This window comes from Streptomyces sp. STR69, from assembly GCF_024519455.1.
Taxonomy (GTDB): domain Bacteria; phylum Actinomycetota; class Actinomycetes; order Streptomycetales; family Streptomycetaceae; genus Streptomyces.
On record NZ_JALJRY010000010.1, the window covers coordinates 46,850 to 67,548 of the forward strand.

The following is a 20,699-nucleotide window of genomic DNA, read 5'->3' on the forward strand; positions in this document are numbered from 1 at the left end:
GCACGCATACTCGGGGGGTGACCGCGTACGAGCCCTCCGACGCCGCGCCCGGCGACGCGTACGACGCCGTCGTGCTCGCCGGTGGTGCCGCCCGGCGGCTCGGCGGTGCCGACAAGCCCGGGCTGCGCGTGGGCGGCCGGGCCCTGCTCGACCGGGTGCTCACCGCCTGCGCCGCCGCCCGCACCACCGTCGTGGTCGCCGACCCCCGGCCTACCCCCCGGCCGGTGCGCTGGGCCCGCGAGGACCCGCCCGGCGCGGGCCCGGTCGCCGCGCTCGACGCGGGCCTGCGGCACACCACGGCCGACACCGTCGTGGTCCTCTCCGCCGACCTGCCGTTCCTCGAAACGGCAACCGTACGGCGGCTGTTGACCGCCCTGCGGACCGGCGGCAGCGAAGGCGTGCTGCTCACCGACGCCGACGGACGCGACCAGCCCCTCGTGGCCGCGTACCGCGCGTCGGCACTCCGGCGGGAGCTGACCGCACTCACCTCCGCCGCACCCATCAGCGGCTTCACCGCGAGCGGCAGCCTCACCGGGCTGCCCCTGCGCCGGCTGACCGCCGCGCTCGATCTCACCCGCGTCCCCGACCCCGTCGCGTCCTTCGACTGCGACACCTGGGACGACCTCGCCATCGCCAGGGCACGCATCAGGGAGCATGGGCACGTGTTGGATGAATGGATTTCCGCAGTCAAGGACGAACTGGGCATCGACCTGGACGTCGACACCGGCATCCTGCTCGACCTCGCCCGCGACGCCGCCCACGGAGTGGCCAGGCCCGCCGCCCCGCTGACCACCTTCCTGGTCGGCTACGCGGCGGCACAGGGCAAGGGGGGCCCCGAAGCCGTCGCCGAGGCCGCCCGCAAGGCCGCCGCCCTCGCGCTGCGCTGGGCGGACGAGAACACCCCCAGGACCGGGTCCGACGCCAAGCCGGAGACCCCGTCCGACGCCCCCGGTCCGGACGCCGCCGGATGACCGCGCGCGGCACGCACACGCACGCCGGCGAGCACGCCCAGGACGTCGAGGATCTCGACGTCGAGGAGGTACTCGCCCTCGTGAACGAAGCCGGCACCGGCGGGCAGGCCGAGCCCCCGCCCCCACCGCAGGGCACGTCTCAAGCGCCCGGCGCACCCCGCACGCCGGACACCCGTCAGCACAAGGCCACCCCGTGGCCCGAGGCCCGGGCCGTCGCCGCGCGTGCCGCCCGTTCCGGCGGCCACCGCGCCCCCGTCTCCGTGCCCCTCGACTCCGCCCTCGGCCTGGTCCTGGCCGCGCCCCTAGTCGCCCTGAGCGACCTGCCCTCCTTCGACACCTCCGCGATGGACGGCTGGGCGGTCGCAGGCCCCGGCCCCTGGGCCGTACGCGAGGACGGGGTGCTTGCCGGACACGCGGAGTCGGAGCCGCTCGGCGACGGCGAGGCCGTGCGGATCGCGACCGGCGCCCGGGTCCCCGCCGACACCACCGCCGTCATCCGCAGCGAACACGGCCGCACCGACGACAAGGGCCGGCTCCACGCGGCCCGGGACGTCGGACACGGCCAGGACATCCGCCCACGCGGCCAGGAGTGCCGCAGCGGCGACCACCTGCTGCCCGGCGGCACCCTGGTGACCCCGGCGGTGCTCGGCCTCGCCGCAGCCGCCGGCTACGACACGCTCACCGCCGTACCCCGCCCCCGGGTCGAAGTCCTCATCCTGGGCGACGAGTTGCTCACCGAGGGGCTGCCCCACGACGGGCTCATCCGGGACGCGCTCGGCCCGATGCTGCCGTCCTGGCTGCGCGCCCTCGGCGCCGAAGTCACCGCGGTGCGCCGGCTCCGTGACGACGAGAAGGCGCTGCACAAGGCGATCACGGCCAGCACCGCCGACCTCATCATCACCACCGGCGGCACCGCCTCCGGCCCGGTCGACCACGTCCACCCCACCTTGCGCCGCCTGGGCGCCGAACTCCTCGTGGACGGCGTCAAGGTGCGCCCCGGCCACCCGATGCTGCTGGCCCGCATCAAGGACGACCAGCACCTCGTGGGCCTGCCCGGCAACCCCCTCGCCGCGATCTCCGGCCTGCTCACCCTCGCCGAACCGCTGCTGCGGACCCTGTCGGCACAGCCCGCCCCGGAGCCGTACGCGCTGCCCCTCCAGGAGGCGGTGCACGGGCACCCGTACGACACCCGACTCATCCCCGCCGTCCTGCGCGGCGACTCCGCGATCCCGCTGCACTACAACGGCCCGGCCATGCTGCGCGGGATCGCGGCGGCCGACGCGCTCGCGGTCGTACCGCCGGGTGGTGCGCGCCAGGGGCAGCGGACGGAGCTGATCGATCTGCCCTGGGCGGTCGCCGGAATCGGGGTGTGTTTCACGTGAAACAGTCGGGCCATGATGCGATCGCCCGCCAGGCGGACGAACATCTCGTGACCCATCGGGTGAAACTCCCGAAGAAAGTGGTCGAGCATCCCTTCCAGCAGGTCGCCAAGCGGCTGTCCATCGCGCTGCTCCTGCTGGTCGCGACCGCGCTGATCGTCTATGCCGACCATGACGGCTACAACGACAACTCGGACGGCTCGGTCGACTTCCTCGACGCCTTCTACTACGCCACGGTCACCCTTTCGACCACCGGCTACGGCGACATCACCCCGGTCAGCGACGGCGCCCGGCTCACCAACATCCTCGTCGTCACGCCCCTACGTGTGTTCTTCCTGATCGTCCTCGTCGGCACCACCCTTGAGGTCCTCACCGAACGCACCCGGGAGGAATGGCGCTTGAACCGCTGGAGGTCCGCGTTGCGGGATCACACCGTCGTCATCGGCTTCGGTACGAAGGGGCGGTCGGCGATCCAGACCGTGTGTGCGACGGGGCTGAAGAAGGAACAGGTCGTCGTGGTCGACCCCAGCGCGAAGGCGATCGAGGCCGCGAGCGGTGACGGGTACGTCGGGGTCGTCGGGGACGCCACCCGCAGCGAGGTCCTGAAGCGTGCCGAGGTGCAGAAGGCGCGGCAGATCATCATCGCGACCCAGCGCGACGACACGGCGGTGCTGGTGACCCTCACCGCCCGGCAGCTCAACCGCGGCGCGAAGATCGTGGCCGCCGTGCGCGAGGAGGAGAACGCGCCGCTGCTCAAGCAGTCCGGCGCCGACGCCGTCATCACCAGCGCCAGCGCGGCCGGCCGGCTGCTCGGCCTGTCCGTGCTCAGCCCCGCCGCCGGCATGGTCATGGAGGACCTCATCCAGCAGGGCAGCGGGCTCGACATGACCGAGCGGCCCGTCATAAAGGCCGAGGTGGGCAAGACACCTCGCGAGACGGACGACCTGGTGGTGAGCGTCGTACGCGGGCACCGGTTGCTCGGCTACGACGATCCGTCGATCGGGACGCTTCAGCTCACGGACCGGCTCATCACCATCGTGCGGGTCTCGCCGGGTTCGCAGGTCGCCCCGGACACCCGGCCGCTGCCGCAGTGACCTGCCCTCGACCGTTGCGGCAGTGACCCGCCCTCGATCGTCGCCGCGGTGGCACACCTCGGCGGTCGGCCGTATGTCGAGGAGTAGCGTCGGGCTCATGCATGCGATCACGATTTCCGAACCTGGTGGGCCCGAGGCGCTGGTGTGGGACGAGGTCCCCGATCCGGTGGCCGGCGAGGGCGAGGTCCTGGTCGAGGTGGTGGCCACCGCCGTGAACCGGGCCGACATCATGCAGCGCCAGGGTTTCTACGACCCGCCGCCCGGCGCGTCCCGCTACCCCGGCCTCGAATGCTCCGGCCGGATCACCGAGGTCGGCCCCGGGGTGGCCGGTTGGTCGGTCGGCGACGAGGTGTGCGCGCTGCTCGCGGGCGGCGGCTACGCCGAGAAGGTCGCCGTACCGGCCGGGCAGCTGCTGCCGGTGCCGCAGGGCATCGACCTCAAGCAGGCCGCAGCGCTGCCCGAGGTGGTCTGCACGGTCTGGTCGAACGTCTTCATGGTCGCCCACCTCCGCCCCGCCGAGACCCTGCTCGTGCACGGCGGCTCCAGCGGTATCGGCACCATGGCGATCCAGCTCGGCAAGGCGGTCGGCGCGAAGGTCGCCGTCACGGCGGGCACCAAGGAGAAGCTGGACTACTGCGCCGAGCTGGGTGCGGACATCCTCATCAACTACCGCGAGCAGGACTTCGTCGCCGAGGTCGCGCGGGCCACCGGCGGCGCGGGCGCCGACGTCATCCTCGACAACATGGGCGCCAAGTACCTGGACCGCAATGTCCAGGCCCTCGCCGTCAACGGGCGGCTCGCGATCATCGGGCTGCAGGGCGGGATCAAGGCCGAACTCAACATCGCGGCCCTCCTCGGCAAGCGGGCCGCGATCAGCGCGACCTCGCTGCGGGCCCGTCCGCTCGGCGAGAAGGCGGCCATCGTCGCCGCCGTACGCGAGCATGTGTGGCCGCTGATCGAGTCCGGCCAGGTCCGTCCGGTCGTCGACCGTGAGTTGCCGATGAGCGAGGCGGCGGCAGCGCACCAGGTGGTCGAGGACAGCGCTCACATCGGGAAGGTGCTGCTCGTCGCGCCATAGGCCGGAGAGGCTCTAACCCCGCCGCACCCGGAGACCGATGAAGGCGAGACCGAGGCCGAGCCCGATGAGGATCAGGCCGCTGCCCAGCGGGAGGATCCGCAGCACGGGCTCGGCCGGGTCCTCGGCGTGGGTGACGGTCTGGTGCACCGGCTGGAGCGGCGGCGAGGACGGCACGACCGCCGTCACCCCCGCTGTCACCCCGGTCTCCCCCGTCTCGTGGGACGGCGACGCGGAGTCGGCGGGCGTCGGACCGGTCGAACGGCCACCGTCACTGCTCTCGTCCGCCGCCGGTTCGGCCGTGCCGCCGTCGTCACCTCCGCTCTCGTCCTCCTCCGCACTCGGCTGAGCCGTCCGCCCGGGCCGTTCCCGCCCTTCGCCGGCCTGACTTCCGGCCTGGGAGGGCTCGGCGGAGGCGTGAGCGGGGGACTGGGCGGGGGCCTGAACGCGGCCGGGACCGGAAGCAGGCCTCAGGGCGGAGGCGGAGGGAGAGGGCGGGGCAAGGGCGGCGCCGGATGCGGGTGCCGTGGCCGCCACGCGACCGCCTCCGGCGCCCCCGGCACTGCCCGAACTCCCCACTCCCACGCCGTACGCCGGAACACCCCCGTACGGAATCACCACCGAACCCGTGCCCAGCACAAGCAGCAGTCCCGTGGTGCGCAGCCATGGAGTCACGGGACAAGCGTCACATCGGGTGGGTTTCCCGGCATTCCGGGTTCGGGCAAACGGTGGATCACCTTACGAGGGGGGCACCACGGTGGTGAGGTGTAGGGGTGCGAGAGAATGACGGCATGGAGATGCCGAGGAACGAAAGGTCACCGGAGAAGCCTCAGATCCTGGTCGTGGGCCAGGACGGGATGGCGCTCGGTGGCACCGGGGACGAGGACTCCCGCGAGATCCCGGTGACGGAGATGGTGGAACAGCCCGCCAAGGTCATGCGGATCGGCAGCATGATCAAGCAGCTCCTGGAGGAGGTGCGTGCGGCTCCCCTCGACGAGGCGAGCCGGGTGCGGCTCAAGGAGATCCACGCCAGCTCGGTGAAGGAGCTGGAGGACGGTCTGGCGCCGGAGCTGGTCGAGGAGCTGGAGCGGCTCTCGCTGCCCTTCACGGACACGGCGATCCCGAGCGACGCGGAACTGCGCATCGCTCAGGCCCAGTTGGTGGGCTGGCTGGAGGGACTCTTCCACGGGATCCAGACCACGCTGTTCGCCCAGCAGATGGCCGCGCGGGCGCAGCTGGAGCAGATGCGCCGGGCCCTGCCGCCCGGTGTCGGTGACGGCTCCGAGGAGGGCCAGCCGGGCGGCGGCCGGGTGGGCGGCCCATACCTGTAAACACCCCCCACATGTTCAAAGGGCCCGGCAGCGGTTGCTGCCGGGCCCTTCCACATCACGGGGTCAGGCCGGGTTGCCCGTCGAGACGCCCAGCTGGATCTCGGGCATCTTCTTGGGGTCCACGTCCGTGCCGGCCGCCGGGAACTGCTCCATCACCGTGCCCTGGCCGTAGGTGCTCTCGTCCTCGGGCTTGACCTTGACCTTCCAGCCCGCGGCCCGGAGGCAGGACTTGACCGAGTCGATGTACTTGAACTGGAAGTCCGGGATCTGGATCTCGGTGGGGTCGTTGTACGACTCCTCCGGCTCCGTGCACGCGGTCTCCTTGATCGTCTTCGTCGTGTCGCCGTCGCGGTGGCCCTCCACCGCCGTCGCCGAACTGCTCTCACTGGCACTGCTGCCGCCGCTGCCCACGTCGTCCGAGCCGCTGTTGGCCGACGCCAGGTGCGCGATCAGCGAGACGATCACAATGAGAGCGACGATGATCGCGCTGATGACCACAGGCTTGTTGCTTCTGCCGCCGCCTCCCCCGGGGGTCGGCGTCGGGTGCTGCGGGTTCAGGTTGTACGGCGGCGGGGTCGAGATGCCCTGCTGCCCGAACCCGACCGAGGCCGGCGTCTGGTAGCCCGGCTGCTGCGGATAGCCGTAGGCGGGCGAGGGCGTGGGCGGTGGAGTGCCGCGGTACGGACCCGGGTGGTACGGCGTCTGTACGGGGCCGGTGGGCGCCGGGGCCGCCTGGTCGACCGGCGGGAACACCGCGGAGCCGACGCCCGCGCCGCTCTGCGCGGGTGCGCCCGGCACGATGCTCGGGGCCGCCGCGTGCAGCGAGGACGCTACGCGCAGACACTCCTCGCGCATGGACTCGGCGTTCGGGAAGCGCTCGTTCGGGTTCTTCTTGAGCGCGCGGGCGACCAGCGCGTCCACGGCCGGCGGCAGCGAACGGTTGATCGAGGAGGGCGCGACCGGCTCCTCCTGCACATGCGCGTACGCGATGGCCAGCGGCGAGTCCGCGTCGAACGGCAGCCGCCCGGTGACCAGTTGGAACAGCATGATGCCGACCGAGTACAGGTCGCTGCGCGCATCCACGCCCCGGCCGAGCGCCTGCTCCGGGGAGAGGTACTGCGGGGTGCCGACGACCATGCCGGTCTGCGTCATCGAGGTGACCCCGGACTGCATGGCGCGGGCGATGCCGAAGTCCATGACCTTCACGACGCCGCGCTTGGTCATCATCACGTTGCCCGGCTTGATGTCCCGGTGGACCAGGCCCATCTCGTGGCTGATGTCCAGCGCCGCCAGCACGTCCGCGGTGATCTTCAGCGCCTTGTCGGCGGGCATCGCGCCCAACTGCCGTACGTCCTCGTCGAGTACGGAGCCCAGCGGGCGGCCCTCGACGTACTCCATGACGATGTACGGCATCGTCGAGCCGTCGAGGGCGTCCTCGCCGGTGTCGAAGACGGAGACGATGTTGGTGTGCGTGAGCTTGGCCACGGCCTGGGCCTCGCGGCGGAAGCGCTCGCGGAAGGCCTGTTCACGGCCGAGTTCGGTGTGGAGTGTCTTGATCGCGACCTGACGGTCGAGCACCGAGTCGTAGGCGAGGTGCACCGAGGCCATGCCGCCCTCGCCGAGCAGGTCGCGCAGCTGGTAGCGGCCACCGGCCAGCGCGCGCCCCGTATACCGGCCGTGTGGGCCGTCCTGGCTCATGTTCCGTGTCCCCCATCGGCGCCGGCTCAGTGATCGAATGTGCCATTCCCGGCCAAGTCTGCCGGAGGGCACTGACACGTCAAGCGCGGTGCCCGATCCGTGACCGTACGCGAAAGAAGAGTCGTGGAAGCGTTACAGGTGCTGTACCGGCGGTACACAGAATTTGCACGACGGCGCGTGGTACCGATTTGATGACCGGTCCGTCTCCGGACGATTCCGGCACTCATCCCGGAACGGCGGCTTGCGCCGAGCCTGTAGCGTGGCCGACGGAGACCGTGACAACACCGCGCGCACCGCGGGCAGAAACGACGGCGAGGACTGATGGCACAGCAGCACGCTCAGGGCCCGTCCGACCCCGAGGCGGCTGGCGGCGGAATGTCGGACGCACCGGAACTGTGGGGCAACGGCGGACTGGTCGGCGACGGCCGGTACCGGCTCACCCACAGACTGGGCCGGGGCGGTATGGCCGAGGTTTTCGCGGCCGAGGACGTACGGCTCGGGCGCACGGTCGCGGTCAAGCTGCTCCGCTCCGACCTGGCCGAGGACCCGACCTCCAAGGCCCGCTTCACGCGTGAGGCCCAGTCGGTGGCCGGCCTCAACCACCACGCGATCGTCGCCGTGTACGACTCCGGCGAGGACACGGTGTCCACGGGCGGCTACGGCGCGGGCGGGGCCCAGTCCGTGCCCTACATCGTCATGGAGATCGTCGAGGGGCGCACGATCCGCGACCTGCTCCTCAACGCCGAGGCACCCGGGCCCGAGCAGGCCCTGATCATCGTCTCCGGGGTCCTGGAGGCGCTCGCCTACTCGCACCAGCACGGCATCGTGCACCGCGACATCAAGCCCGCGAACGTGATCATCACGCACAACGGCGCCGTCAAGGTCATGGACTTCGGCATCGCGCGCGCCCTGCACGGGGCGTCCACGACGATGACGCAGACCGGCATGGTCATGGGCACCCCGCAGTACCTCTCCCCGGAGCAGGCGCTCGGCAAGGCCGTCGACCACCGCTCCGACCTGTACGCGACGGGCTGCCTCCTCTACGAACTCCTCGCGCTGCGGCCCCCGTTCACCGGCGAGACCCCGCTGTCGGTGGTCTACCAGCACGTCCAGGACATCCCGGTCCCGCCGTCCCAGACCTCGAACGGGGTCTGCCCGCCGGAGCTCGACGGCCTCGTCATGCGCTCCCTCGCCAAGGACCCGGACGACCGTTTCCAGACGGCCGAGGAGATGCGCGGGCTGGTCCAGTACGGCCTGCAGATGCTCTACGACCAGGGCGGCCACACCGGCACCTGGAACACCGGCCCGGTGACCGTGGCGAACGCGCAGGGGACCCCGCCGGGGGGCTTCGCCGGCACGACCGTGATGCCCCAGGGCGACCCCTCCGGCACCGCGCAGATCCCGCAGCCGATCCTGCCGGGCGGCTACGGCAACGGCGACGACGGCGGCTTCGAGGGGCACGGCAACCACGGCAGCGGCCGGGGCAAGCTGTGGATCCTCGCCGTGCTCGCGGTGATCGCCATCGCGGCGGGCGTGGCGCTGGCCATGAACAACACCGGTAACGGCACCGGCGGTTCGGGCACCACGCAGTCGCCGACCACCTCGCAGTCCGCCACGGACGACCAGTCCAGCGAGACGCCGAGCGACGACACGACCGCCTCGCCGTCCGACACGGAGACGGACGACAGCGGCACGAGTTCCGGTTCGAGCTACACGCCGTCGCGCCCGCCCTCGTACACGCCGTCCGAGACGGCCACCGAGAAGCCTTCGAGCACCCCGACCCCGTCCGCCACGGAACCGTCGGACAGTCCGACCGCGAGTACCTCGCCGGATCCGACGGACACGGGCGACCCCGGTGCCGACGGCGGGACCGGCGCCGTCGCCGGAACCCTGGGCGGCGGCTGACCTCCACGCACCCCGACACGCGCGCGTGCGCCCCGTAACAGGGGTCCACGCGCGCGTGCCGTTTTCCGTCGTCCTCTAGGGGGCGTACTCCGCGAAGGCCTCGCACACCGCGTCGTACTCCCGCGTCCACCACACGGCGAGCGCCGAGGCCGCCGGGAACTGGGGGTCCGCGCGGGTGTCGCCGCGTTCGTAGTGCCAGCGCAGCATCCAGAAGTCGTTGAGCCGCTCCCACCACACCCGGTGCACGGCGGCGGCGAGTTCGGAGGGGGTGGCCCGCGCGGCCCGCCGGTACGCGTGCGCGTACGCCCGCACTTTCGGCAGGTCGAGCGCCCCGTCGGGCCGTACGAAGAAGATCGCGGCGGCGCGTACGGCCTCCTCGGCGCGGGGCTGTACGCCGAGCCGGTCCCAGTCGACGATCGCGGCGGGGGCGTCACCCTTGTAGAGCAGGTTGAACGGGTGGAAGTCCCCGTGCACCCAGCCCACCGACCCCCCGCGCGGCGAGCGCCGGTCCGCGTGCCGTTCCAGCAGCTCGCGCCGCTCCAGCAGCCGGTGGTGGGCCAGTTCGTCGAAGGCGTCGGCGGGCCGGTGCCGGCGGACGTGCCCGAGCAGGTCGTCGATGAGGGCGAAGGTGTCGGCGGGGTCGGCCCCCGGCACGCACTCCCCGCGCTGTCCCGGCATCACCCGCTCCAGGCTCGCGTGGACGACCCCCAGCAGCGCGCCGAGGCGTCCGCACTGGACGGTGGTGAGCTGGCCGCCGTGGCGGTGGCGGCCGTCGATCCAGGGGTGCAGGGCGTAGGCGTGACCGCCCACGACGGCGACCGTACGGCCGTCGCGGTCCGGCAGCGGCGGGGCGACGGGGACGCCGAGGTCGGCAAGGCGCCGGGTCGCGGCGTGCTGGCGGGCGATCGCCGCCGGGTCCGCGGTCTCGGGGTCGAAGTGGTGCTTGAGGAAGTAGCGGCCCCGGGTGGTGCGGAGCCGGTAGCCGCGGTTCAGGAGGCCCTGTTCGACGGGTTCGCAGGTGACGGCGGACCCGGCGGCGTACTGGCGGAGGAGGGCGCCCAGCGGGGGCGCGTGAGGCACGGGGGGTGGTACACGTAAGGGCGGCACGCGGCCGATGCTAGGGCACGAGACGGGCCTGTGAGCTGCGGTTTGTCACAGAAAGTCACCGGTCGGTCGCCGATGGTCGCTTTCGGTCACAGGGTGGGCCCGAAGCGCCGTTCCAGACCGCCGTCCACCGAGTGCACGGTGCCGAGCCGCGGTTCGATGCGCAGGTACACCATCGCGTCCCGGGCCGGGCCGAAACGCTCGACCTGGTCGGCCGTCGGCTCGTGCGGCTCGCAGGTGCCGATCACCTGCACGGACCACAGGCCCTCGCCCGGCCCGGCCGAGTCCAGGTTGTCGGCCCCGTAGGCGACGACGCTGCCCACGCACGCGTGGTGGTGGCCGTGGCTCCGGGGCATGCGCAGCAGCAGCCGGCCGTCCTGGACGATGTGCCCGGCGAAGGCCAGGAAGGGCAGCGCCCGCAGGGTGGTCGCCACCCTGCCGTGGTCGGTACGGGAGAGCAGGGCGATGGCCGGCTGTGCGTCCTCGGACATAGGACCACTGTCGGCGTTTCAGGCCTCCGGGGGGAGAGGTCTTTGGTCCCTAATGGCGCTGCCGCTCGGCCTGTCTGCGCGCCACGTAGGCCGCCGCCTGCGAGCGCCGCTCCATGCCGAGTTTGGAAAGCAAACTGGACACGTAGTTCTTGATGGTCTTCTCCGCGAGGTGCAGCCGCTCACCGATCGCCCTGTTGGTGAGCCCCTCCCCGATCAGGTCGAGGATCCTGCGCTCCTGGTCGGTGAGCGCGTCGAACTTGTCGTCCGGCTGGGCGCCGCCGTTGCGCAGCCGCTCCAGGACCCGTGCGGTCGCCGCCGGGTCCAGCAGCGACTTGCCGGCCGCGACATCCCGTACGGCACTCAGCAGTTCGTTCCCCCGGATGGCCTTCAGGACATACCCGGAGGCACCCGCCATGATCGCGTCGAACAGGGCCTCGTCGTCCGCGTACGAGGTCAGCATCAGGCACTTCACCGAGTCGTCCCGGGCGCGGATCTCCCGGCACACCTCGACACCGCTGCCGTCCGGGAGCCGTACGTCCAGGATCGCGACGTCGGGGCGCACGGCCGGGATCCGCACCAGAGCGTCGGCCGCCGTGCCGGCCTCGCCCACCACCTCGATGTCGTCCTCCACGGAGAGCAACTCATGGACACCTCTGCGTACCACTTCATGGTCATCGAGGAGAAATACACTGATTTTTCCGTCTCTGTACACGCGGCAAGTCTCACACGCGGCCTCTTCCCGTGCCTGAGGTGACCGGGATAACGTGCCGTTGTTCCGGCCCCCTGCAAGGCTGTGACCAGGACTTGTTCCCGGCTTTGCCGATTTACTTGGAAATCCAAGCAAAATCGCAGGTCAGGAGGGGTTTCACAGAATTGTGGAGCACTGGGTAACGTGCCTGTTGCAGGGCGCTCGCCGGGGCACCTGTCACGCCTGCTCCCGACGAACCGCACCCACCCTGTGCGTCCGTGGGGCGCAGGTGAGCCGCACTGGCACCCGGCGAACCCGGGGAGCCGGACCGACGGAGGAGCACACGTTGACCGTGGAGAGCACTGCCACGCGCAAGCCGCGACGCAGCGCCGGAAGCAAGGCCAAGGGCGCCGACCCGGACCTCGTCCAGCTGCTGACGCCCGAGGGCAAGCGAGTCAAGAACGCCAAGACCGCCCCGTACGACAAGTACGTCGCCGGCATCACCCCCGAAGAGCTCCGCGGCCTGTACCGCGACATGGTGCTCACCCGCCGCTTCGACGCCGAGGCCACCGCCCTGCAGCGCCAGGGCGAGCTGGGCCTGTGGGCCTCGCTGCTCGGCCAGGAGGCCGCCCAGATCGGCTCCGGGCGGGCCACCCGCGAGGACGACTACGTCTTCCCGACCTACCGCGAGCACGGCGTCGCCTGGTGCCGCGGGGTCGACCCGACCAACCTGCTCGGCATGTTCCGCGGCGTCAACCACGGCGGCTGGGACCCGAACACCAACAACTTCCACCTGTACACGATCGTCATCGGCTCGCAGACGCTGCACGCCACGGGCTACGCGATGGGCGTGACCATGGACGGCGCCGACAGCGCCGTCATCGCGTACTTCGGGGACGGCGCCTCCAGCCAGGGCGACGTCGCAGAGTCGTTCACCTTCTCCGCGGTCTACAACGCCCCGGTCGTGTTCTTCTGCCAGAACAACCAGTGGGCCATCTCCGAGCCCACCGAGAAGCAGACCCGCGTCCCGCTCTACCAGCGCGCGCAGGGCTACGGCTTCCCGGGCGTCCGCGTCGACGGCAACGACGTCCTGGCCTGCCTCGCGGTCACCAAGTGGGCGCTGGAGCGGGCCCGCAGCGGCGAGGGCCCGACGCTCGTCGAGGCGTACACGTACCGCATGGGCGCCCACACCACCTCCGACGACCCGACGAAGTACCGGGCCGACGAGGAGCGCGAGTCGTGGGAGGCGAAGGACCCGATCCTGCGGCTGCGCCGGTATCTGGAGGCCGCAAACCACGCGGACGAGGGATTTTTCGCGGAACTCGAAGCCGAGAGCGAGACGTTGGGCAGGCGAGTACGCGAAGCGGTCCGTGCCATGCCGGACCCGGACCGGTTCGCACTCTTCGAGCACGTGTACGCGGACGGGCACGCGCTCGTCGACGAGGAGAGGGCCCAGTTCGCCGCCTACCAGGCGTCGTTCGCGGACGAAGAAGGGGGTAAGTGACATGGCGGAGACCGCGACTTCCAAGAACCTGCCGCTGGCCAAGGCGATCAACGAATCGCTGCGCGCCGCCCTGGAGTCCGACCCCAAGGTCCTCATCATGGGCGAGGACGTCGGCAAGCTCGGCGGCGTCTTCCGCGTCACGGACGGCCTCCAGAAGGACTTCGGCGAGCGCAGGGTGGTCGACACCCCGCTCGCCGAATCCGGGATCGTGGGCACCGCCATCGGCCTGGCCCTGCGCGGCTACCGCCCGGTCGTGGAGATCCAGTTCGACGGCTTCGTCTTCCCGGCCTACGACCAGATCGTCACCCAGCTCGCCAAGATGCACGCCCGCTCCCTGGGCAAGGTCAAACTCCCGGTCGTCGTCCGCATCCCCTACGGCGGCGGAATCGGCGCGGTGGAGCACCACTCGGAGTCCCCCGAGGCCCTGTTCGCCCATGTGCCCGGCCTGAAGATCGTCAGCCCGTCGAACGCGTCGGACGCCTACTGGATGATGCAGCAGGCCATCCAGAGCGACGACCCGGTGATCTTCTTCGAACCGAAGCGGCGCTACTGGGACAAGGGCGAGGTCAACACGGAGGCGATCCCCGACCCCCTGCACAAGGCCCGCGTGGTCCGCGAGGGCACGGCCCTGACCCTCGCCGCCTACGGCCCGATGGTGAAGCTCTGCCAGGAGGTCGCCGACGCGGCGGCCGAGGAGGGCAAGTCGCTGGAGATCCTGGACCTGCGCTCGGTGTCCCCGCTGGACTTCGACGCGATCCAGGCCTCGGTCGAGAAGACCCGCCGCCTGGTCGTGGTCCACGAGGCGCCGGTGTTCTTCGGCTCCGGCGCCGAGATCGCGGCCCGCATCACCGAGCGCTGCTTCTACCACCTGGAGGCCCCGGTACTCAGGGTCGGCGGTTACCACGCCCCGTACCCGCCGGCCCGCCTGGAGGAGGAGTACCTGCCGAGCCTGGACCGGGTGCTCGACGCCGTCGACCGCGCTCTGGCGTACTGAGGAGAGGGTCGTGACGACGATGACTGAAGCTGAAGCGTCCGTACGCGAGTTCAAGATGCCGGACGTGGGCGAGGGTCTCACCGAGGCCGAGATCCTCAAGTGGTACGTCCAGCCCGGCGACACCGTCACCGACGGCCAGGTCGTCTGCGAGGTGGAGACGGCCAAGGCGGCGGTGGAACTCCCCATCCCGTACGACGGCGTGGTCCACGAACTCCGCTTCCCCGAGGGGACGACGGTGGCGGTGGGCACATCCATCATCGCGGTGGCGGTCGCGGGTTCCTCGGCCGAGGCTCCGCCCGAGCCGAAGCCGGAGCCGGTGGAGGAGGCGAAGCCGGCCGCCCGCACACCGGTGCTGGTGGGCTACGGCGTCTCCACGTCCGCGACGAAGCGCCGCCCCCGCAAGGGCGCGGAGATTCCGGCCCAGGAGGCGTCGGCTGCCGTACCGGCGGAGCTGAACGGCCACGCGGGGACCGCTGTCGTAGAGCGACGCCCCCTCGCGAAGCCGCCGGTGCGCAAGCTGGCGAAGGACCTGGGCGTCGACCTGGCGACGGTCACCCCGTCGGGCCCGGACGGCATCATCACCCGCGAGGACGTGCACGCGGCGGTGGCTCCGGCGCAGGTTCCGCAACCTGCACCTGTGCAGGCCGGCTCCGAGCCGGTCGCGCCTTCGGCGCTCTCGGTGCCTTCCGCGACGTACGACACGACCCGGGAGACCCGCATCCCGGTGAAGGGCGTCCGTAAGGCGACGGCGGCGGCGATGGTCGGCTCGGCGTTCACGGCACCGCATGTCACGGAGTTCGTGACGGTCGACGTGACCCGCACGATGAAGCTGGTCGAGGAACTCAAGCAGGACAAGGAGATGCAGGGCCGACGGGTCAACCCGCTCCTGCTGATCGCCAAGGCCCTGCTGGTGGCCATCAAGCGCAACCCGGACATCAACGCGTCCTGGGACGAGGCGGCCCAGGAGATCGTCCTCAAGCACTACGTCAACCTCGGCATCGCGGCGGCGACCCCGCGCGGTCTGCTCGTGCCGAACATCAAGGACGCCCACGCGAAGACACTGCCGCAACTGGCCGAGTCGCTAGGCGAGTTGGTGTCGACGGCGAGGGACGGCAAGACGTCCCCCGCGGCGATGCAGGGCGGCACGGTGACCATCACCAACGTCGGTGTCTTCGGCATCGACACCGGCACACCGATCCTGAACCCCGGCGAGTCCGCGATCCTCGCGATCGGCACGATCAGGCTCCAACCGTGGGTCCACAAGGGCAAGGTGAAGCCCCGTCAGGTCACGACGCTGGCGCTGAGCTTCGACCACCGGCTGGTGGACGGGGAGTTGGGCTCGAAGGTGCTGGCGGACGTGGCGGCGATTCTGGAGCAGCCGAAGCGGTTGATCACCTGGGGGTGAAGTCCGCGGATTCGGTAGCCTAGGACGTCTGGAGGGGACGGTCGCAACTTGGATTTGCGACCGCCTCCTCCGCTGTTCCGGAGTGTTCAGACCGGTCTCAGGACCCGTTGAGCACGTACACCGGCGCCCCGTCCTCCGTCCCGCCGCGCGAGCGGATGCAGGCGTGCTGGCGCAGCAGGCGGAGACATTCGTTGACGCGGCGTACTGTCAGCCCCGTACGCGACGCGAGCGATTCGAGCGGCTCACGCAGTTCCCCCTCCTCGACCAGTACCGGTGCGATCGCCACGGCCACCGTCCACACGTCCTCCGTGACGGACAGCCGTTGCCGCCAGTCGGCCAGCACGGATTCAGTGGTGGGCTGGAGGGTGGGGGCGTCGACGACAGCGGGACGGTCGAGAGCGAGCACGTCGAGCCGGTCCGCGATGCGTCCCATGGCCTGGGCGATGGCCTCCTGCGCGACGAGCGTCGCACGCTGCGCGGCGAGCATCTCTCTTTGCAACGCCAGCGATTCACGTTGTGCGACCGCGAGTTCCCCGTCCATCTGAAGGTTGTGCGCCTCCAGCCGGACGATGGCTTCGGCGACCTGCGCGGGCATCGCGTACGCGATAGGGGCTCCGGGGTCGGTGGGCTGTACCTCGGCTTCTTCGAGGGTGTACGAGCCGTCGCGCTGGATGGTCTCGATCACTTCGACGGCCCATTGCTTGAAGGGCGCGGCGGAGGGCTTCGTGCAGGCGTTGACGAGGAAGAGCAGCCCCTGAAGATTGATGAGATTCATGTCTCGGCGCCACTCCCGACCTGCGGGAACGCTGAGACCGTAACCATTCGTTACGGTCTCGAGAGTTTCTCGGTGCCCGTCGGGAACATGGTCGGTGAGAGCCTTCCTTGCATTGGAGTGTCCCAACTCCTTGCAGACATCCACCGCAGGGAACCAATACGTCCCGTCCGGCATGGTCAGCCTCCGGACGCGGGCTCCGGTTGCCGCGTAGACGAAGTCGCTGATGTCGATGGCGTCCTGCGGCGACTGCCGGTTCGGCTTGTGCTTGCTGGGTTCGATCATATGAACCACCTCCGCAGCGAAACGTAGGGCGGAGGAAATCGAATATGCCAACCAGCGCACGGATGTTCACTGTTGAGAAGGAAGATCGCCGATTTTGCGGCTCGGGGATCTTGGGACGTGTTAAGCGGAGAGCCGGTCGGTGACCAGTGCGAGCCAGCCGCTGGGTGAGTACGGCGCCGGTGGGTCGATCTCCATGCCCAACTCGGCTACGGCGAGGGCGTAGTCGGACTCGTCGATGTCCAGGGCGAGCAGTTCGTGCAGCTCGCCGGTGAGACGGGCGACGAGCTGCGGATCGGTCGAGGCCCGGTAGTCGTCGATCGCCGCGTCGTGGTCGTCGAACTCGTCCGGCATGTCCTGCGAGAACCAGCCGCCGAGGAACTGACCGAGTTCAGGGAAGCGGGCGTGCCATTCCCAGTGGGTGGCGGGGGTGGCCGGGGGCGGGACCTCGCCCTCCTCGATGCTGTGCTTGATGTGATCGGCGAGGCAGTACAGCCACTGCTGGAGGTCGGATTCGGGAAGGCCGACGTCCGGAATGGCGTAGAACTCGCCGAGACGCAGGCGGAGTCGGCCGGGAGGGTTGTCGGCGTACTCACGGAGTTGGCGTTCGGCGACGGCCAGGGCCCACGGCCGGCTGTGCCAGGTGTGGCGGAGGTAGGCGATCAGCGCGTCGCTCGCCTTGTCCGGGGTGTCGTCGGCAGACTGCCCGGCGTAGGCGCGGATCACCTGGTCCAACTCGCCGTAGCGGCGGTCGTGTTCGAGGGGGCTCAGGGGCACGGTGGTCAGCCTCTACGGATCGGGTCGTTACAGGTAGACGGGGAAGGTGGCGTGAACGGCGAAGCCGTGCGGCCGGGACTCGTCCCGCTTCAGGATCACCCGGGCCGCGCGTACGTCGACGGGCTCCCGCCCGGCCAGCATCATCGCCTGGAGCAGCACGCGTCCGACCGGTTCGGGGCGGGAGGGCCAGGACGCCTCGATGGTCAGGCGGGGGCGCGTGGACTGAGCCAGCCAGCGGTGGATTGCCTGCTCATTGGCGGTGACGACCTGTTGGGTGGCCCATTGGGCGGTTTCGCGGTCGGGGTAGGTGGAGGTGCGGGTGGCCACCAGAGCCGGGGGTTCGGGACGTAGACCGGCGCTGTCGTCGGTGTTGCCGATCTTGTTCATGGAGTTCCTTCGGATGGCATCGAATGAAGAGGCAGCGCACTCAGGTGGCGTCGAAGGACCAGAAGATGCCGACTTCGGTCTCGGACACCGCGAACAGGCCGAGATCCCAGTCGTGTTGCGAGAGGGGAGTGCAACCAGTGGTCGCCTCGTAGAAGTCCGGGGCGTCGGCAGGGTGGACGCCGTGCGAGCCCGGGTAGCCGCTGTTCGTGTAGAAGGACGTCCCCTCCGGGAAGCGGGAGAGGATCACGCGGGCCTTGCGTTCGAGTTCCGGTCGGCGGGCCTCGAAGTCGTTCCATTTGCTTTCGTTGGGAACATCCAGCCAGTTGGTGGACAGCATGACGAGCAATCGTTCCACCGATGTCCGAGGTACGGTCCACAGCCCGGTCGGCCAGTCGGGCCCCGGTTCCTCGAAAGGGGCCAGCCAGTCCGCGCGCCATTCCTCGTCCGCTTCCGACCAGTACTCCAGGGTTCGCCAGGAACGCGGATCCGAAACCTCCTTGCGCAACAGTGCAAGCGCGTCCTGCGACCAGTCCTGGTGGGTGCGGGGTCCCACCGTGACGATTGAGTACCGTCGCTCGTACATGGTCAGGGCATCTGCCCAGGCGTCGGCGTTCAGTGCTGTCATCGGCTCTTCCAGGAGGGGTGGATCGGTGGCGGTGCGGGTGCTGCGGTGGGCGGCAGCCCATTTTTGCGCCCGGTTACTTCGGCATGGAGGTGACCACGATGAAGGGCGGGTCGAGGCTGGGATCGTATTTGAGGCGGGTGGAGACGCCGTGTGCGTCGGTCACCGGGGTTGCCTGGCCGTTGACGACCCTTGAGGTGCGCCCGGTCACCGGGCTGACGCCCAGCGGGTTGTTGGGGTCGGAACTCACTGAGGTGACTTCGAAGAGGGGGCTGGAGGGTTGGGGCGGGGGCCCGGTCTGCAGCCACGCGTCGATGGCGCCGCTCTTCTGCCGGATGCAGTCCTGGGTGTACTTCTGCGCCGAGGCCAGGTCTGTGAAGGTGGAGGCCGCCGGGATCGAGGGTTGGCCGGAGGCGTTGGCCTGGTCGCGTAGCCGCTGCAGGAGCTGGGCGTCGGTTTTGCCGACGTGCTTGTCGATGGTGTGGCCGCCGCCGAGGTCCTCCTCCATCACCAGGTCGATCGTGTACTTGTAGGGGATCGGGTTCTCCCCGTTGAGCAGCTTGTGCTCCTTCTTGAACTCGTTCAACGACCGACCGCCGAAGGCCTCGGCCCTGGCCTCCTCCGCGATGAATGTGGGTGCGCTCCTGAGCGCTTCGTCCAGTTCCCATTCCAGCTGGAGGAGGGTTGAGGCGGCATCACTGAACGCCTGCTGGTAGGTCTCGACGGCCCTGTCCGCGGCCTCCCTGTCCATGTGCTGGCGGAAGGTCATGACCAACTTGCCGAACATGTCGGTGGCGGCGAGTTCGAGAAGTTCCAGGAGATCGAGCCCGGTCGTCAGGTCCACCACCGTCGCCTTGGCCGCGGCCTTGCCGAGGTTCTCGGTGGTCGTCCGACAAGTGTTCACGACCTGGGCCAGATCGTCGCAGGTCTTCTGGATCGTGTCGGCGGTGTTGTGCAGCACCTGAAGGATCGGCCGGCGCTGCGCGGGCGCCACATTGCCCGAAGTCTTCCAGGCGCGGGCGCCCTGCTGGGCGATCTGCCCTTGTGCGTTCCGGCTGCGGCCCCAGGCCGTGGTCCCCCAGATCGACTGGCAGAACGCCTTCATGGCCTTCTGCCACTCGCTGTTCCCCTGGGGGTCAGTCATGTAGTCGATCGCCGAGGTGAAGTTGTCCCCGGCCTTGAGCGCGGCGCTCGCCGCCTCCCGCCATGCGGTGGCCATTCCCTTGAGATCGTCGTCGCGAGCACCCGGTGTGATCTCGGTGGTCTTGCCGAGGTTGAGTCCGTATGCGATGGCCGGTCGCATGACGTCCGCGAGGAAGTCGGGGATCTCACCGAGGGCGCCGGAGATCGCCCAGGAGTCGGCGTCCTCGCCGGTTCCGCTCCACTTGATGTCGTTGATCTTCCCGTAGTCGGGCTCTTTGTCGATGACGGCGGGTGGAGTACGGCGGGGTGACGGGCCGTACATGCCACGCGAGGACCAGTCCGCCTGCTGGTAGTTGTTGGCCGTCACGGTCAGACCGACCGCGACGCCACCGACGCTCACCACGCTGGCTGCCCAGACCTTCACGAACTTCTCGGCGAGCTGCATGTAGACGTTTGCGAAGGAGTCTGGACCCCATCCGGTGCCTGCCGACTGGCTGTAGGCGTTGAGGGCGCCGACGAGTGTGGTCGCGCCCTTGTCGTAGTCGAACTGTCCGTCTCTTACCACCGCCGATGTGTAATACAGGTGGGCGGGCTGCACATCGAACCCACCACCCGCGTCGGGGGCAGCCGTTCTCAACTGGTCCCGTTCCGCCTGGCGTTCGGCGTCGCTGGGCCGATCTGTCATCAGGCCGCCCCCCAGCCCCGCAGCACCGCCCGATGCGCCGCCGCGTAGTTCGCGTGCCCGGTGGTGACGTACGCGTGCAACCACTTCTGCGCGGCCTGGAGGTCCTGCGCCGAGCGGTCCCACTCGTCGAGCTTCTCGACGAAGACCTCGCGGGCTTCGCCCTTCCACGACAGGACGACCGGCTCGGCGCGGTCGTAGAGGTCGTCGAGTCTGCCGTTGAGCTGCTTGAGGATGTCCTCCAGCTCGGCGGTGAGGTCGTGGAGCGTGGCGAAGGAGACGGTTATGTGGTCGTCGTCGGCGGAAGCCCCGGTCGACATGATCCCCCTGGGTACTGGATATCGGTCGGCAACTATGGCTGGTTGGCGGGAACTTGGCGGCCCGCGTTCAGAAGG

At 70.1% G+C, this 20,699-nt stretch carries 20 protein-coding genes; 9 read left to right on the plus strand and 11 right to left on the minus strand.

All coding sequences use genetic code 11. The features are described 5' to 3' along the window. Positions 1 to 17 precede the first annotated feature (17 nt). The 4 genes from OC490_RS19825 (at position 18) to OC490_RS19840 (ending at position 4,522) form a co-directional block, all read left to right on the plus strand. Positions 18 to 971 (plus strand): molybdenum cofactor guanylyltransferase, encoded by a 954-nt coding sequence (locus OC490_RS19825; RefSeq protein WP_262059290.1) that lies wholly within the window; start codon positions 18 to 20, stop codon positions 969 to 971. Next, a complete protein-coding gene (locus OC490_RS19830) occupies positions 968 to 2,353 on the plus strand; it encodes a molybdopterin molybdotransferase MoeA (RefSeq protein WP_262059291.1) in 1,386 nt (461 codons plus the stop codon). Before OC490_RS19825 ends, OC490_RS19830 begins: the two co-directional genes overlap by 4 nt. Next, positions 2,350 to 3,444 carry a potassium channel family protein gene (locus OC490_RS19835; protein ID WP_262059292.1) on the plus strand — a complete coding sequence of 365 codons (1,095 nt, stop codon included), beginning with the start codon at positions 2,350 to 2,352 and terminating at the stop codon, positions 3,442 to 3,444. Before OC490_RS19830 ends, OC490_RS19835 begins: the two co-directional genes overlap by 4 nt. A gap of 97 nt (positions 3,445 to 3,541) precedes the next feature. After that, positions 3,542 to 4,522 (plus strand): NAD(P)H-quinone oxidoreductase, encoded by a 981-nt coding sequence (locus OC490_RS19840; RefSeq protein WP_262059293.1) that lies wholly within the window; start codon positions 3,542 to 3,544, stop codon positions 4,520 to 4,522. A 12-nt stretch (positions 4,523 to 4,534) separates the two neighbouring features. Here the strand turns inward: OC490_RS19840 and OC490_RS19845 are convergent, their stop codons facing one another. Further along, complete coding sequence (locus tag OC490_RS19845) at positions 4,535 to 5,194, minus strand: hypothetical protein (protein ID WP_262059294.1); 660 nt, start codon at positions 5,192 to 5,194, stop codon at positions 4,535 to 4,537. A gap of 116 nt (positions 5,195 to 5,310) precedes the next feature. On the opposite strand from OC490_RS19845, the gene OC490_RS19850 reads away from it, so the two are divergent. Then, positions 5,311 to 5,850: a bacterial proteasome activator family protein gene (locus OC490_RS19850; RefSeq protein ID WP_262059295.1), complete on the plus strand. Its 540-nt coding sequence runs from the start codon at positions 5,311 to 5,313 to the stop codon at positions 5,848 to 5,850. A 63-nt stretch (positions 5,851 to 5,913) separates the two neighbouring features. Here the strand turns inward: OC490_RS19850 and OC490_RS19855 are convergent, their stop codons facing one another. After that, entirely contained in the window at positions 5,914 to 7,548 is a 1,635-nt protein-coding gene (locus tag OC490_RS19855; RefSeq protein ID WP_262059296.1) for a protein kinase domain-containing protein, read from the minus strand. Between the two features lie 375 nt (positions 7,549 to 7,923). Between OC490_RS19855 and OC490_RS19860 the strand changes: the two genes are divergently transcribed. After that, positions 7,924 to 9,453 carry a protein kinase domain-containing protein gene (locus tag OC490_RS19860; RefSeq protein WP_410098787.1) on the plus strand — a complete coding sequence of 510 codons (1,530 nt, stop codon included), beginning with the start codon at positions 7,924 to 7,926 and terminating at the stop codon, positions 9,451 to 9,453. Positions 9,454 to 9,528: 75 nt separating this feature from the next. On the opposite strand, the gene OC490_RS19865 is transcribed toward OC490_RS19860, so the two are convergent. From OC490_RS19865 to OC490_RS19875, 3 genes are all read right to left on the minus strand, one after another. Beyond that, a complete protein-coding gene (locus tag OC490_RS19865; RefSeq protein WP_262059298.1) occupies positions 9,529 to 10,533 on the minus strand; it encodes a phosphotransferase in 1,005 nt (334 codons plus the stop codon). Positions 10,534 to 10,646: 113 nt separating this feature from the next. Beyond that, positions 10,647 to 11,048 carry a pyridoxamine 5'-phosphate oxidase family protein gene (locus tag OC490_RS19870; protein WP_262059299.1) on the minus strand — a complete coding sequence of 134 codons (402 nt, stop codon included), beginning with the start codon at positions 11,046 to 11,048 and terminating at the stop codon, positions 10,647 to 10,649. 49 nt (positions 11,049 to 11,097) lie between these two features. Next, the gene (locus OC490_RS19875; protein WP_262059300.1) at positions 11,098 to 11,760 is read right to left on the minus strand and encodes a response regulator; all 663 of its coding nucleotides are present in this window, start codon (positions 11,758 to 11,760) and stop codon (positions 11,098 to 11,100) included. A gap of 322 nt (positions 11,761 to 12,082) precedes the next feature. Between OC490_RS19875 and pdhA the strand changes: the two genes are divergently transcribed. Genes pdhA through OC490_RS19890 form a run of 3 tightly spaced genes read left to right on the plus strand, consistent with a single transcriptional unit; the run spans position 12,083 to position 15,639 of the window. Then, positions 12,083 to 13,240: a pyruvate dehydrogenase (acetyl-transferring) E1 component subunit alpha gene (gene pdhA, locus OC490_RS19880; protein ID WP_262059301.1), complete on the plus strand. Its 1,158-nt coding sequence runs from the start codon at positions 12,083 to 12,085 to the stop codon at positions 13,238 to 13,240. Between the two features lies 1 nt (position 13,241). Continuing rightward, a complete protein-coding gene (locus OC490_RS19885) occupies positions 13,242 to 14,234 on the plus strand; it encodes an alpha-ketoacid dehydrogenase subunit beta (RefSeq protein WP_262059302.1) in 993 nt (330 codons plus the stop codon). Positions 14,235 to 14,244: 10 nt separating this feature from the next. After that, on the plus strand, positions 14,245 to 15,639 hold the full coding sequence (locus OC490_RS19890; protein WP_262059303.1) for a dihydrolipoamide acetyltransferase family protein: 1,395 nt from the start codon (positions 14,245 to 14,247) through the stop codon (positions 15,637 to 15,639). 97 nt (positions 15,640 to 15,736) lie between these two features. Here the strand turns inward: OC490_RS19890 and OC490_RS19895 are convergent, their stop codons facing one another. From OC490_RS19895 to OC490_RS19920, 6 genes are all read right to left on the minus strand, one after another. After that, entirely contained in the window at positions 15,737 to 16,696 is a 960-nt protein-coding gene (locus OC490_RS19895) for a Bro-N domain-containing protein (protein ID WP_262059304.1), read from the minus strand. Positions 16,697 to 16,816: 120 nt separating this feature from the next. Continuing rightward, positions 16,817 to 17,470, minus strand: coding sequence for a contact-dependent growth inhibition system immunity protein (locus tag OC490_RS19900; protein ID WP_262059305.1), 654 nt, complete (start codon positions 17,468 to 17,470; stop codon positions 16,817 to 16,819). Positions 17,471 to 17,497: 27 nt separating this feature from the next. Next, positions 17,498 to 17,857: an RNase A-like domain-containing protein gene (locus OC490_RS19905; protein WP_410098750.1), complete on the minus strand. Its 360-nt coding sequence runs from the start codon at positions 17,855 to 17,857 to the stop codon at positions 17,498 to 17,500. Positions 17,858 to 17,897: 40 nt separating this feature from the next. Beyond that, positions 17,898 to 18,482, minus strand: a complete 585-nt coding sequence (locus OC490_RS19910) for a hypothetical protein (protein ID WP_093627884.1) — start codon at positions 18,480 to 18,482, stop codon at positions 17,898 to 17,900. Positions 18,483 to 18,555: 73 nt separating this feature from the next. Continuing rightward, positions 18,556 to 20,307, minus strand: coding sequence for an RNase A-like domain-containing protein (locus tag OC490_RS19915; RefSeq protein ID WP_262059306.1), 1,752 nt, complete (start codon positions 20,305 to 20,307; stop codon positions 18,556 to 18,558). Beyond that, positions 20,307 to 20,624: a WXG100 family type VII secretion target gene (locus OC490_RS19920; protein ID WP_262059307.1), complete on the minus strand. Its 318-nt coding sequence runs from the start codon at positions 20,622 to 20,624 to the stop codon at positions 20,307 to 20,309. Before OC490_RS19920 ends, OC490_RS19915 begins: the two co-directional genes overlap by 1 nt. Positions 20,625 to 20,699 lie beyond the last annotated feature (75 nt).